Annotated in this window: 11 protein-coding genes; 7 read left to right on the plus strand and 4 right to left on the minus strand. The window is 54.0% G+C overall.

From position 1 onward, the window contains the following. Positions 1-117: 117 nt before the first annotated feature. Together HS100_11610 and HS100_11615 are read right to left on the minus strand one after the other, a co-directional pair. Positions 118-744, minus strand: coding sequence for a protein-L-isoaspartate(D-aspartate) O-methyltransferase (locus HS100_11610; GenBank protein ID MBE7434553.1), 627 nt, complete (start codon positions 742-744; stop codon positions 118-120). A gap of 108 nt (positions 745-852) precedes the next feature. After that, positions 853-1,470, minus strand: a complete 618-nt coding sequence (locus tag HS100_11615) for a hypothetical protein (GenBank protein MBE7434554.1) — start codon at positions 1,468-1,470, stop codon at positions 853-855. 151 nt (positions 1,471-1,621) lie between these two features. On the opposite strand from HS100_11615, the gene HS100_11620 reads away from it, so the two are divergent. Beyond that, entirely contained in the window at positions 1,622-2,137 is a 516-nt protein-coding gene (locus HS100_11620; protein ID MBE7434555.1) for a hypothetical protein, read from the plus strand. Here HS100_11620 and HS100_11625 read toward each other — a convergent pair. Then, on the minus strand, positions 2,118-3,257 hold the full coding sequence (locus HS100_11625; protein MBE7434556.1) for a vitamin K epoxide reductase: 1,140 nt from the start codon (positions 3,255-3,257) through the stop codon (positions 2,118-2,120). The two genes, HS100_11620 and HS100_11625, sit on opposite strands and share 20 nt — an antisense overlap. Before the next feature lie 478 nt (positions 3,258-3,735). Continuing rightward, the gene (locus HS100_11630) at positions 3,736-4,818 is read right to left on the minus strand and encodes a UDP-glucose--hexose-1-phosphate uridylyltransferase (protein MBE7434557.1); all 1,083 of its coding nucleotides are present in this window, start codon (positions 4,816-4,818) and stop codon (positions 3,736-3,738) included. Positions 4,819-5,015: 197 nt separating this feature from the next. On the opposite strand from HS100_11630, the gene HS100_11635 reads away from it, so the two are divergent. From HS100_11635 to HS100_11660, 6 genes are all read left to right on the plus strand, one after another. Further along, complete coding sequence (locus HS100_11635) at positions 5,016-6,038, plus strand: LacI family DNA-binding transcriptional regulator (protein ID MBE7434558.1); 1,023 nt, start codon at positions 5,016-5,018, stop codon at positions 6,036-6,038. 61 nt (positions 6,039-6,099) lie between these two features. Further along, on the plus strand, positions 6,100-7,488 hold the full coding sequence (locus HS100_11640) for a sugar ABC transporter substrate-binding protein (GenBank protein ID MBE7434559.1): 1,389 nt from the start codon (positions 6,100-6,102) through the stop codon (positions 7,486-7,488). 147 nt (positions 7,489-7,635) lie between these two features. Continuing rightward, positions 7,636-9,306 (plus strand): sugar ABC transporter permease, encoded by a 1,671-nt coding sequence (locus HS100_11645; protein ID MBE7434560.1) that lies wholly within the window; start codon positions 7,636-7,638, stop codon positions 9,304-9,306. Positions 9,307-9,318: 12 nt separating this feature from the next. Next, positions 9,319-10,542, plus strand: a complete 1,224-nt coding sequence (locus HS100_11650; protein MBE7434561.1) for a carbohydrate ABC transporter permease — start codon at positions 9,319-9,321, stop codon at positions 10,540-10,542. Positions 10,543-10,584: 42 nt separating this feature from the next. Then, positions 10,585-11,355: an alpha/beta fold hydrolase gene (locus HS100_11655; GenBank protein ID MBE7434562.1), complete on the plus strand. Its 771-nt coding sequence runs from the start codon at positions 10,585-10,587 to the stop codon at positions 11,353-11,355. A gap of 71 nt (positions 11,356-11,426) precedes the next feature. Next, positions 11,427-12,950 carry a hypothetical protein gene (locus HS100_11660; protein MBE7434563.1) on the plus strand — a complete coding sequence of 508 codons (1,524 nt, stop codon included), beginning with the start codon at positions 11,427-11,429 and terminating at the stop codon, positions 12,948-12,950. Positions 12,951-12,957 lie beyond the last annotated feature (7 nt).

Genomic DNA, 12,957 nt, shown 5'->3' on the forward strand with positions numbered 1-12,957 from the left:
ACCGCATTGAAAGCTTACGATTATCTGCTGCCCGCATTGTAACCCTTTGAAATTACGGATAAAGACCGGAGAGGCCTCTCCCCCGTCTTTGTTTTGCGCATCATTCTGATGGGAATGCTACTCGTCAGGCGCGGATCGACGCCCCCGTTTTCTCTTGATTCCGGGCCCTGTAAATGGGACAAACGCCACGCCGCCAAGGCTGCAGGACTTCAGCTCACCCCCTTCCTTAACGAATTTCCACAATTTCTGATATACCCCGGGCGGACCGATTGGGATGACAAGCCGGCCCCCTTCTGCCAATTGGTCAGTTAGCGGTTCGGGCAGATGGTCCGGCGCGGCCGTTACAATGATCGCATCATAAGGCGCATACTCGGGCAAGCCGTAATATCCATCGCCCTGCCTGACGTGTACATTAGTGTAGCCCAATTCTTTAAGCCGTGCAGCGGCGGTTTCAGCCAACTCGGGAATGATCTCGATGCTATATACCTCCCTGTAACCCAATTCAGCCAGAATGGCTGCCTGATAACCGGAGCCGGTGCCGACCTCGAGAATTGTTTCCCCGGGCTTAAGGTCCAATAGTTCTGTCATCCAGCCCACAAGGAAGGGTTGCGATATGGTCTGGCCATATCCGATCGGGAGCGGGTGGTCTTCGTATGCCTGATCGATATATTTTTCAGGAACGAACTTGTGACGAGGCACGGCTTGCAGGGCTTTCAATATTTCCTTGTTCACAACGAATCCCATGCAGCGGGGGATGAAAACGCAGTCGTCAGTATCGTTCCCGCCCGAGGGCTTGCCTGTAGTTTTACAAATGCGGCTTTGGGTGGCGGGCGTATGCCACGCTGATCTTCTTCATATGATTGGGTGCCTGGCGAGATCAATCTCCCTTTTCCAGCTCGCATTCGCCGCAAATACCAGAGAGATCATCAGGAGCGGCGCGCCTATGATCAGGAATGTGCCTGCGCCTTGAATCCCATCGCCCAGAGTCCAGATCGAAAAAGCAAGCGCCGCCAGCCCAAATACGACGGCTCCAACCCACGGCCAGCGCCAGGCAAATGCCAGTACTAATCCCAGCGCGATCATCGGAAGCATGTGCATCAGGAAGGCAAGCAGCATCTCTCCCAGGGTGCGTCCTTCTTCAAATACATCGAATGCGAACAGGCTCATAAAAGCCACGAGGATCAGACAGCAAATGCGCGGACCCCAGTAAAGCCATTTTGCCAGCCGGGTATCGATACCTTCATGGCGTCGATGTCGGTCTGCCGCCAGGATCAGGATTCCGAGCAGGGAATGGAGAATGCCAAGGGGGATCGCGATCAATATCGAATTCACCGCCAGCATCCAAAACTCAAATTCCTCGCCGCCGAGCATATAGGGACTGACGCTCATCGCCGCCAGGGATAGGGTAAAAGAAAGCGCCAACACAAGAAACAATCCCTGCCTAAATTTTCGGGACCGAACTGAGATCATGACGGCCGTCCTTTCTGCCTAATAATAGTATAGCGCGTACCAGGGCTGCGGCGCTGATGAGTTTTGATTCCGCCGGGTGATGCGCAGACCTGCGCGGAGTGCTACACTATGTTAAGGATACGCGACCCGGTTTGCCTGACTGGAGGTGTGCATGAGCAATGTCCTTGAATCGCCCGCCAAACCCATTTATCTGGAGGAAATCTCATCTCCAAAGACCGCCTTCTTTTTCCTAATTCTCACGCTTCTGCTTCTCTTTATGGCTGTCGTTCGTTGGATCGTGACAGGCATGGATTGGCTCGCTGGGTTTCTTTGCGCGTTTTCGGCGATGTTTCTTTTCTATGTGCTGAATTTCCAGGTTCTGCTCATAATAATCACTCCCGGGGTGCTGTCCCTTCGATTCGGCATCTTCGCCTGGACCGTGCCTCTGAACAATATCGCGGATTGCCGTATTGACGATATTCCGCTGTTGATGCGAATAGGCGGCGCGGGAATCCATTTCATGTTCATCCGTAAACGCTACCGCGTCTCGTTCAATTTTTTGGAATACCCTCGGGTTGTGGTTTCACTCAAGCGGAAAGCCGGTCTCGTGAGCGATATTTCGTTTACAACGCGTCAACCCGGGAAAGTAGTCAAGACCATTCTGGGAATTAAATCCGCATCTGGATAAGCGCACCTTTTGCAGGTTTGGCTGTGAGAAGAAATAGCGCAGTCATCACTATCGCCGAGGTCAGGCACCACGCGCAGGTCGCACCGATGATAAAAGGCTCAAGGAAGGTCAGGTAAATCGAGAACAATGTGCCTGAAAGAGTGAGGAAGAACAACGCCAGCGAAGCAAGTCGCGCGAGTTTCTTTCTTCCATATTGCGTGACAAGCCATGAAACGAAAATTACCAGATATCCAAACAATCCCAACACACCGATGGGAAGGATTCCGAACAGCCGGGCATATTCGCTTTGCTGGACGGTGTTGCAATCGCCAACGGGACCGCAGACCGCAGTGGTTTGGGTCGTTTCAATGAACGCCAGGTACCCGGCAACTCCAGCGCCAATGACGCACAGCAATGGGAAAATCCATGCGGGCATTGTTTCCGAGATTTTAACTGGGCTTCCGTATCTGATATAAAATACCGCCCAGAAAAGTGCTCCGAACATTCCCACGAGTACGACCACCGATAACGTATTTCCAACGGGGTCCTGCGCAAACCGTTCCGTCCAGTGCAGATCATGGATTCCCGAAAATGGAGTGCCTGGGGTTTCTATCGTTGGGGAGGATGCTGGGGATTCAGTGGCGGGCGTAAGCGTGGATTGAGGCGCCTCATCCGTGTTTTGGGGCTGGGCTTCATCCGTTGTCGAATCTCCAGCTGATGGCTGGTTTAACGCTTCAGAGAAGCCGGGTATATTCGGTAAGCCCACTCCGCCTTGCGCAAGGTAGGAATCAACGAGTGCTGGAAATTTTTCGGGGATGTCCACTGAGCCTATCAGATAAATATCATCGATCACGAGAAAAGGGACGCCAGCCCGCTCGACATTGAATGTTTGCAGCGCACTCATGAACAAGGCATTCCCATCCTCGGTTGAAACATCCACGCCAACGATCTGAAGCTGCGCGCCGTATTCTTCCATCATGGGCAGAATGGTCTCAGTGATCACGTATTGGCAATGCCCGCAGGACGGGGAATGGAAGAGCACGGCATGGACCACCGGCGTTGTTTCCTGTGCGTGAACTGACAGGGAGGGGAGGAATAGGATTACGATGACAAGAAATATTGCAGAAAATGTTTTTTTCATGGGATGTTACGTCGTGTCTATCAGATGGGGTGGGGATCGCAGAAATGGTTCATTTGGAAGGAATCGAAAGACGCTTTGTGCGCTGCATGCGCGGGGATTTGATCGATGGTGTGTCTGTCATCGGTGATGGGTGCGATTCGTATCTGTGCCGTCTTTCCCGTTGTGGTCATGTTTGCGGTGGATCAAGATGTAGAAAATAAGCGCGAGCGCCGTCAATGTAACCGGGGTGACAAGTTCAATGAGTGAAAGCATGTCTACTCCAATCTCAGCCGATAATCTGTTTTTCGGGATACAACATCATAATTATAGTAACCTCCTTTCTAATAATTTTTTAGTAACAAGTGTCATGAAAAGGGTGAAAATAATTAATTCCTTGTATGAATCGATGTCGAAATTGCCGTCTTGGTTGCGCCGCCCCAGGGAGGGAATCGCTGAAAATAGCAAAACGCACTGACAGAATCCCATCGGGGCGAAAGATTTAAGTAGGATTGTTGCTCAGCCCACGCCGGGCGAGACTTGCGCCTTTGGATTTGTAATGAACGTCTGCTGTGGATCTTAATCGTTCTGCAGCAGCTTCGGGGGTGATATCTCTTTGCGGCATTCCCAACATCTCGTAACCGACCATAAATTTGCGTACGGTCGCCGAGCGCAGCAGCGGCGGATAGAAATGCACATGCAGCACCCATTCTGGATGTGGCTGATTGTCAGCAGTGGCTTGGTGGAAACCCATCGAGTAGGGGAAGGAAATTTCGAAGAGATTGTCGTAACGGGTGGTGACCTGTTTGAAGATCTCCGCCAACGCAGAGACTTCGCTGGCGGTTAAGTCTTTCAGGTAGGCTGTGGGTCTATGGGCAGTGACCAACACTTCAAACGGCCACACTGCCCAGAACGGAACCATCGCCGTGAAGTGATCATTGGCAAACAAGATGCGGTCTTTCTGCCTGTGTTCCTCATGCAAATAATCCAACAAAAGCGGACGTCCATTCCCGGCCAAATATTCCTTCTGGGTGACGAATTCCTTCACGATCTCATTCGGTGGCTGGGACTGCGCCCAGATCTGGCTGTGCGGATGCGGGTTCGAGCAGCCCATCATCGCGCCTTTATTCTCGAAGACCTGCACGTAATGGATGTAATCCAGCTCCATCAACCTGGCTGATTGGCTTGACCATGTGTTCAACACGTTTTCGATGGCGGGCAGGTCGAGCTCGGGCAGGGTCAGGTCGTGGCGGGGTGAGAAACAAACCACCAGACATTGTCCCTGCTCGGCTGCAGAGACAAGCAGCGGGTGGGATGACGCGGGAACTTCGTCATCAACATCAGGCAATAGCGCGGCAAAGTCATTGGGGAAAACAAATGTGGTGCTGTAATCGGGGTTGAAAACTCCGCCCGCCCTTTCATTGCGCGGACAGAGATAGCACGTGGGGTCGTAGTGGGGCAGAGATTCAGCGGCGAGTTTTTCCACCTGCCCGAGCCACGGGCGCTTGGCGCGGTGCGGCGAGACGAGCACCCATTCGCCTGTCAGTGCGTTATAGCGGCGGTGAGGATTGTTGAGCATGGTCATTCCTTTTCGAAAATAATCTCGACCCATTCGAGGGTTTCGTGTTTAACATCTTTAAGCTCGATCGAATTCGAGAGATTATGGATCGTATTAAAGCGCGTAGCCAATGATGACTAAAATTGGAAGTTGCCTACTTGACAAAGGTATTTTTTTTATGTAGACTCATGTTACCGCTCACGTGACCGGTCACATTATATCAAATGGCTCCCAACCGTCCTACAATCCGTGATGTCGCCCGCCAGGCTGGTGTTTCGCACCAGACCGTTTCGCGTGTGATCAACGGCAGTAACGATGTCTTGCCAGAGACCCGCGCAGTGGTGGAAGCCGCCATTGAAGAGTTGGGATACCGCCCCAGTGCCATAGCCCGTTCGATGGCACGCGGTTTGACCCACACTCTCGCGATCATTTCCCCTAATCTTACAGACTATACCTTTGCCAGCATTGTGGAAGGCGCCGAGGTGGAAGCACGCCGGCACAATTATTTTGTTTTGTCTTCCTCTGCATCAGACCAGCAGGCTTTTCACGACCTTGTTGAGGAGTTGGTTGGTCATCGCCGGGTGGACGGATTGATCGTCATCAATCCGTATGCCGATGAACGTTATCAGCACGTTCCAAAGAATTTTCCTGTGGTCTTTGTTGGCGCCCGCTCCCATGATGAAGAGGTCTGCTCGATCTCTCTGGATGATGAAAAAGTGGCTTATGAAGCCACCCAACATTTGATCTCGCTGGGTCATAAGCGCGTCGCTTTGGTGACCGGCCCAATGGCTGAAGATTGTTCTCAAGATCGTCTGGAAGGTTTCCGCCGCGCTCTGGATGAGGCGGGAATTTCGTTCGATGAATCGCTGGTCTTCGAAGGGGATTGGTCGGCTTCTTCGGGACGTGATGCGCTTCTGGATTTTATTAAAAAGAACAATGTACCGACGGCTGTTTTTGCCCAGAACGACCGCATGGCAATGGGGGTGCTGCGCGCGGCGCGGGATGTGAACCTGAACGTGCCGGATCAACTCTCGGTCATCGGCGTGGACGATATGCCCTTATCCTCCTATTTCGATCCGCCTCTCACCACGATGCGGCAGGACATGCCCCTCATCGGGCAGGAAGCCATCCGCAAGTTGATGGATATCATCAAGAATAAGACCGTAGAACCAAGCGTTCTCAAATTACCGGCTCAGTTGGTTGTACGTCAATCCACGGTTAAAGGAGGTGATCGAACCTCTCAATAGACAAAGTAAAAATTTCACTGAATTAAGAAGAGTGTTTCCATTTCCTAAGGAGAAGAAAAAAATGAAAAAGAATTTGCTCTTGAAGCTTCTGGGGCTTTTCGTAATCGCTTCCTTTGTGCTGGCTGCGTGCGGCGCGCCTGCCGAAGAAGCCCCTGCGGAACAACCCGCTGCCACAGAAGCGGCTGCCACCGAAGCGGCAATGACCGAAGCTCCCGCCGAAGGTGAAGTTGCCCTGCGCTGGCGCACCCGCCCAGACAATCAGGAAGAGATCGACGTCTACAGCCAGATCAGCACCGAACTCGATGCCCAGCTCGAAGGCATCTCCCTCACGTATGAACCCGGTGGTTCCGAAGGCACGAACTACCAGGAACAGCTTCGCGCTGAGGTCGCCGCTGGCACCGCTCCCGATGTTTTCTGGATCCCCGGAACCGATGTGGCTGACTTCGCCAGCCGCGGTTTGATCCTCAATGCTGCCGACCTCGCTGATGCAACCGAAGGCTATACCGCTGAGAATTTCTATGAAGGTCCCATGTTCCATCTGACCTATAACCCTGAAACCGGCGCTTCCGGTGACGGCTCGGGTGCGGTCTGGGGTCTGCCCCGCGATGTTTCCACTTTTGCGCTCTACCTGAACCTGGACCTGATCAATGAAGCTGGAGCTCCCGATCCTCGTGAACTCGCTGCCAACGGTGAATGGGATTGGGACTCCTTCCTTGAAGTTGCCCAGGCCACCCGCGGTCTCGGTTCTGATATCTACGGGTATGGCGCCTCCGCCTGGTGGGGTCCGTACGGTGTCTGGTTGAACGCATCTGGCGGCGGATTCTTCACTGAAGACCGCGCTGCCTGCGCGCTCAACACCGAAGAATCTCTTGCCGGTCTCGACTTCCAGCGCTCCCTGTATCAGGACTTCGATGTCGCCACCCCCTACGGCGAAGATCCCGAGCCGCCTTTCCGCGCTGGCAAGGTTGCCATGTTCCAGAACGGCCGTTGGGCCACCCCGGGTGTCCGCACCGTGGACTTCAACTGGGATGTTGTTGAACTGCCAGCCGGTCCCACGGGCACGCCGGGCAACTGGCTGTTCTGGGGCGCTTATGTGATCAACGCCAACACTGAACACCCGGAAGAAGCGTGGGCGCTCGTTCAGGCTCTGACCACCGCTGAGACCCAGGGCAAGATCTCCGCTCTCGGCGCGAACATTCCCAGCCGCGTGAGCCAGGAAGCGCTCGACGCCTTCCTGACCTTCACGCCTCCCGCCAACAACCAGGCGTTCTTGAACGGCATCGATCCTTCCGCCGCTCCGACCGCTGAAGGTCCGTTGTGGGCTGGTTCCTGGCCTGAGTTCGACAAGATCATGGGTCCCGCCATCCAGGGTGTGTTGACAGGGGCGACCACCGTCGAAGACTTTGGCGCTACGATCTGCGACGAAGCCAACAAAGCCTTCAACCCGTAAGGATCCCTTGCACGTCTGCGGGGCAGGCAAGCCTTGCCTGCCCCGCTTTTCTGGGGTACAACAAAATCCCCAAGCTTCAAATCCATTTGCGGCTTCGAGATTTTTTTGTGTCACTATTCTGAAGTCCCCACCCACGGAGATGAGGATATGACTGCTCCATCAAGGATAGACGCCCAGACCAGCCTGTTATTGAGCATCCACATGATATGGCGCGCCCTGTTCGCCGTTTTGGCGGCGGGCGCCATTGTCATGATATGGATGCGTATGCCGGAAACGCCTCTGTGGCAAAAAATTCTACTGACGGCGCTCGCGGCAGTCGCATCTGTGCTTAGCGCGTTCGGTTCTTTCCAGATTTCGAAACGCAATCATGCCGGGCGCATGGCTTCGCTCTTTCTGGACTACCTGGCATTCGTCTCCTGCTTCGTTGTCGCGTTGAACACGGGTGAATTTTTCATCGGTATCGACGCTCTCGGTGAGAACTTTAGCAAAGGCCTTCCCTATCTGGGCATTACTGTCCTCGGTTATTTCCTCGGCATGCTGGAGGATTACTTCCCTCAAAGGAAAGCCAATTCTGAGAACAGCCTCAAGACTGTCAGCCGCTGGGTGATGATCAGCGGGTTTATTCTCTTCCTTTGGCAGGTGAATGCGATCAACGGACTCAGCTATTTCCTGGGCAAACTTGCCCAGCCTGCCGGGTTGGCTGCCGTGGCGGGTCTTGCCGTCTTCGGTCTTTCGCTTTGGTCGATGAGCCGACCGAATGTGGCGCAAACCCTCAATGTCAAGACCGGGCACGAGCAGGTTATCAACGGCTGGCTGTTCCTTTCGCCCAACCTGCTGGGCTTCCTCATCTTCTTTGCGGGTCCACTCGTCCTTTCGTTCTATTTTTCATTTACCGATTCAGACGCCTTCAACCCCCCGAACTGGGTGGGCTTCGAGAACTATGCCAAACTCCTGAACGTTCGTTTTGCGTTACTGGAGACTCCCACCCAGCTTGCCCGCGAGGTGGTCGATATCAAAGTGTATGACGAAGTGGGGCGCTTCACCATCGGCAACACCGGCATTCTATTCGCTGCAGCTGATAAATTTTTCTGGCTCGCGCTTCGCAATACCCTGACCTATGTGTTGTTTGCCGTTCCCATGAGCGTGATTCCCGCCCTGGTCCTTTCCAATATCCTCAACAGCAAACTGCCAGGCATGAAGTTCTTCCGCGCTGTTTATTTCATACCCAGCATTGCGGCGGTTGTGGGCATCTCACTGGTCTGGCAGTGGTTGTACAACGCCACCATTGGCTATATTAACTACTTCATCACATTGGGGGTCGAGTCCTGGAACAATCTCTTCAACGCGGCCCTGGTGGATCCGAAGATCCAATGGGTTTCCGATGAGCGCACCGCTTTAATGTCGGTGATCATCATCGCCGCCTGGCAAACGATGGGCTTTAACACCGTGCTCTTCCTTGCCGGTTTGCAGAACATCCCCGGCGAGTTGTACGAGGCCGCCACTGTGGACGGCGCAGGCGCATGGGATAAATTCTGGGGCATCACCCTGCCCATGCTGGCGCCCACGACTTTCTACGTTGTATCCACCACCACCATTCAAGCCATGCAAGTCTTCGAGCAGGTTTTCATTCTGATGAACCCGGCGGAAGGACCGAATAATTCCACGATCACGCTGGTCTTATATCTTTATCGAAGCGGCTTCCAGAACTTCAAGCAGGGATACGCCTCCGCCATCGCATGGATCCTGTTTATCGTCATTTTCGGCCTGACGCTCGTTCAATTCCAGCGCCAGCGCCGTTCGAGCATCTACGAAGGTTAACAGGAGGCAGACATGAAAATACAATCCTACCGTTTTGTCCGCTTCCTGAGCAATTTCCTCGTCTATTTCATCCTGACCTTCTTCGCGCTCATCATGCTCTTCCCGTTCATGTACATGCTGGCGACCTCGTTCAAGATTCCCTCGGACACATTCCGCTATCCGCCGCGCATGTTCCCGCGCGATCCCATCACCATGCAGGTGGAAGGCTACGATGAACCTCTCCCTCTTTACTTCGTGGATGTGGACGGTGTGCGCAAAGAATTTGCCCTCGCCAGGAGTAACATCAAGGTTGGAACCTATGCGCCTGCCGACGACCCGTCGGCCACCGTCGAGCGCTTCATCTCCGAGGTCAAGCCGACCGGCGGCGCGATGAACCAGCAGACCGTCACGGTGGACGGCAAGGAGCAAAAACTCTTCGATGTTGACGTGGATGGGCAGGTCGTTCCGATGATCCTCCTAAGCCAGACGACCGTGGGGGAGTTTATCGATCCCCAAAATCCCGGGTCTGAGCCGGTTTTCCAAAATGTGCGCTTAAGCGAGCCGGTCGAAAATATCACCTGGCATCCTGAGAACTACGAGGAAGTCATCGAACTCAACAATATCGGGCGCGCGCTTACCAACACCACACTTGTAACCCTTTTGGTCGTAATCGGTCAGCTCCTCACTTCGGTATTTGGCGGCTACGCCTTCGCCCGCCTGAAATTCCCCGGTCGTGACACTGTCTTCGTCTTTTATCTTGGCACCATCATGATTCCCTTCGTGATGCTGATCGTGCCTCTTTATCAACTCATGGTGCTCATCGGCTGGACCGACCGCCTCGCATCCCTCATCATCCCGTGGATCTTCACCGCTTACGGCACCTTCCTCATGCGTCAACACTTCATCACCTTCCCCAAAGAGATCGAAGAAGCCGCAGTGCTGGACGGCGCCTCGCGCTTTGCCATTCTCAAGGATGTCATCATCCCCGCCTCGGTCCCCGCCCTGGCCACTCAAGCGACATTTACTTTTCTTTACGCCTGGAACTCGTTCATCTGGCCCCTGGTCATCATCAACGTTGGTAATGAGAAAAACCACGTGCTCACCCTTGCGCTCAATGTCTTGCGCGGACGCGCCTCCGACACTCCCAACCTCATCCTGGCGGGCGCGGCAATCGCCATCATACCGCCGTTGATCGTTTTCATCCTCGGTCAGAGATTTTTTGTGGAGAGTGTGGCAGGCAGCGGCGTAAAGGGTTAGCCGTTTTGCGCGGACGTTCATCCGCGAATGAATAGGCCATCCATGTCAGACTATGTGCTTCACAACCCGCACCTTGAAGGAGATGCGTTTTTCTGGGATGCAGGCGCGACAGGGGTGCTGCTATTGCACGGTTTTACCGCCACCACCGCGGAGGTACGCTTGTTCGCCAGGCGGCTTTACGAAAAAGGTTTCAGCGTAGCCGGACCTTTACTGGCGGGTCATGGCACCCATCCCGAAGACTTGAACCGCGTCAAATGGCAGGATTGGGTCGCGAGCGGGGAAAAGGTCTATACTCAGTTGGCATCCCGATGTGAAAAGGTCATCCTCGGGGGTGAATCCATGGGCGGGCTGGTCGCTCTGATGCTGGCAAACCTGCATCCCGAAGTTCGAGGCGTGATGTTATATGCGCCTGCCATCCGATTGACCATTTCCACGATGGATAAAGTCAAACTGTATCTTGGGGCGAACTTCATGCCATTTGCAAGGCGGGAAACCATGGAAGTCTCGGACAAGTGGCAGGGATACGACCCCGAACTACCCACAAAAGGCATCATACAATTGCTTCAGTTTCAGGATGCGGTGAAGAAAAGATTGCCGGCCATTACCCAGCCCGTTATTGTGTTTCAGGGGCGGAGAGACACGACCGTACACCCGCAGGCAGGGGATATAATCCTGCGCAGCCTTGCTTCGACGGAGAAGGAACATCACTGGATGGAAAGATCAGGCCATCCCATTCTGATCGATGCGGAGTTGGATGCCGTCACCGACCTGTCGCTGCGGTTTATCGATAAAGTAATATCACCCCCCGAATAACCTGCGGTCCGTCATCCAATGGTCTGCGGTCACTAACGAAATTATTTTCATCCTCAAGGAGAGAACTCAACATGCTTCAAAAGAAGAATGGACGCTACGAAGTGTATGGCAATCCCATCACCGAGCGTCAATCCCGCGCCGCCGATGCTTGGAAGGACATGCTCGCCAGGAAATTCAATTACGACCCGAACGAAAAATTCAACCTTACTGTTGAAGATCATCCATATGGCTCGAAAATTTTCGGGCTGAAGAATATTGTCCGCGACGGGATGGGCAAACCCGTGGACAGAAAGAACGGCGTCATCGTCAGCACCATCCGCATGGGATTCGGTCACTATCGCATCGCGATGGCGGGCGTCTCTGCCGCCAAGGCGATGGGTTTCACTCCCTATTGGCTAGATCTGCTTGGCATTCCCGGCATCACCACCGACGTGATCAACTGGTGCAATACCAATTACAGCAAATATTCGCGCATCTCACAGCGTTACCCGTGGTTCGACAAGTACGTCTGGGAATCCCTCACCACCGGCGACCCGACTCTACCCGGCTTGGACCAACTCTTTAATTACATGACCAGCACCTGGCCCTGGCGCTTCCTCAAAACCGAGGTCAAAGATTACAAAATGAGCGAGTTGTTCGCCAACCTGTATGCGGCATTGCCCGCGGACATGCCCACACTCACCTCGCATATGTGGAATTGCATGGGCGCGGTCGCAGGCGGCATGACCCACGTGGTGGACATGATGTTCGATAACTGGCCCATGGCATTCCAACTGACCGAGGGCGCGAAGCACGCAGTTCAATCTCCCTCCGGTTATTATGGCTTCCGCGTCATGCGCGGCTTCGATGACAGGGGCAGGATTCTCAAACCCACCCCGTCAGATGCGCTCTTTTTCACCGGTCACCATGTGGATCATGAACTTGTCGAAAATATCGAAAAGGATTGCGCTGACCGTATGCGCCGCATGAAGGCGAAGGAGCCGCGCCGCTTCCTGTTGACGATGGGCGGGGCTGGCGCACAGCGTGAACTCTTCAAAGCCATTGTCGAGCACGTCATTCCGCTGGTCAAACAGGACAAGGTCACACTCTTCGTCAACCTTGGCGACCACAAGAACAATTGGGAATGGCTGCAAGGCGAACTCAAAGATTACAAAGACCTCATTCAGACCCACTTTACCTGGGAAGACACCAAGGAATTCACCGACAGCATCCGCAAGAAGCCCGCGCATGGTTTGCACGTCTTCTTACACGACAACACCTTCCACGCCGTGTATGCCACCAACTATCTCATGCGCGTGGTGGACGTGATGATCACCAAACCCAGTGAACTCGCCTTCTATCCAGTCCCGAAAATTTTCAATGCCCGCGTCGGCGGACATGAAATGTGGGGCGCCATCCGCGGCGCAGAGATCGGCGACAGCACCGTTGAAACCCGCACCATTCCGCAGACCCTGCAAGCCATCGACATGCTCACCGACTACGATGACCTGCTCACCATGTTCTGCGATTGCATCGTCAAGAACAAAAGCATCGGCATCTACGACGGCGCATACAAGAGCGTCGAGCTTGCCACAGGCAAGAAATTCAAACGATAATCAATTC

This window comes from Anaerolineales bacterium (assembly GCA_015075725.1).
Taxonomy (GTDB): Bacteria; Chloroflexota; Anaerolineae; order Anaerolineales; family Villigracilaceae; genus Villigracilis.

Bases quoted from the DNA above. Each gene is read 5' to 3' on its own strand.
- HS100_11615 (MBE7434554.1), bottom strand. From the start codon at position 1,470: ATGATCTCAGTTCGGTCCCGAAAATTTAGGCAGGGATTGTTTCTTGTG.
- HS100_11625 (MBE7434556.1), bottom strand. From the start codon at position 3,257: ATGAAAAAAACATTTTCTGCAATATTTCTTGTCATCGTAATCCTATTC.
- HS100_11655 (MBE7434562.1), top strand. From the start codon at position 10,585: ATGTCAGACTATGTGCTTCACAACCCGCACCTTGAAGGAGATGCGTTT.
- HS100_11630 (MBE7434557.1), bottom strand. From the start codon at position 4,818: ATGACCATGCTCAACAATCCTCACCGCCGCTATAACGCACTGACAGGC.
- HS100_11640 (MBE7434559.1), top strand. From the start codon at position 6,100: ATGAAAAAGAATTTGCTCTTGAAGCTTCTGGGGCTTTTCGTAATCGCT.
- HS100_11645 (MBE7434560.1), top strand. From the start codon at position 7,636: ATGACTGCTCCATCAAGGATAGACGCCCAGACCAGCCTGTTATTGAGC.
- HS100_11650 (MBE7434561.1), top strand. From the start codon at position 9,319: ATGAAAATACAATCCTACCGTTTTGTCCGCTTCCTGAGCAATTTCCTC.
- HS100_11635 (MBE7434558.1), top strand. From the start codon at position 5,016: ATGGCTCCCAACCGTCCTACAATCCGTGATGTCGCCCGCCAGGCTGGT.
- HS100_11620 (MBE7434555.1), top strand. From the start codon at position 1,622: ATGAGCAATGTCCTTGAATCGCCCGCCAAACCCATTTATCTGGAGGAA.
- HS100_11610 (MBE7434553.1), bottom strand. From the start codon at position 744: ATGGGATTCGTTGTGAACAAGGAAATATTGAAAGCCCTGCAAGCCGTG.
- HS100_11660 (MBE7434563.1), top strand. From the start codon at position 11,427: ATGCTTCAAAAGAAGAATGGACGCTACGAAGTGTATGGCAATCCCATC.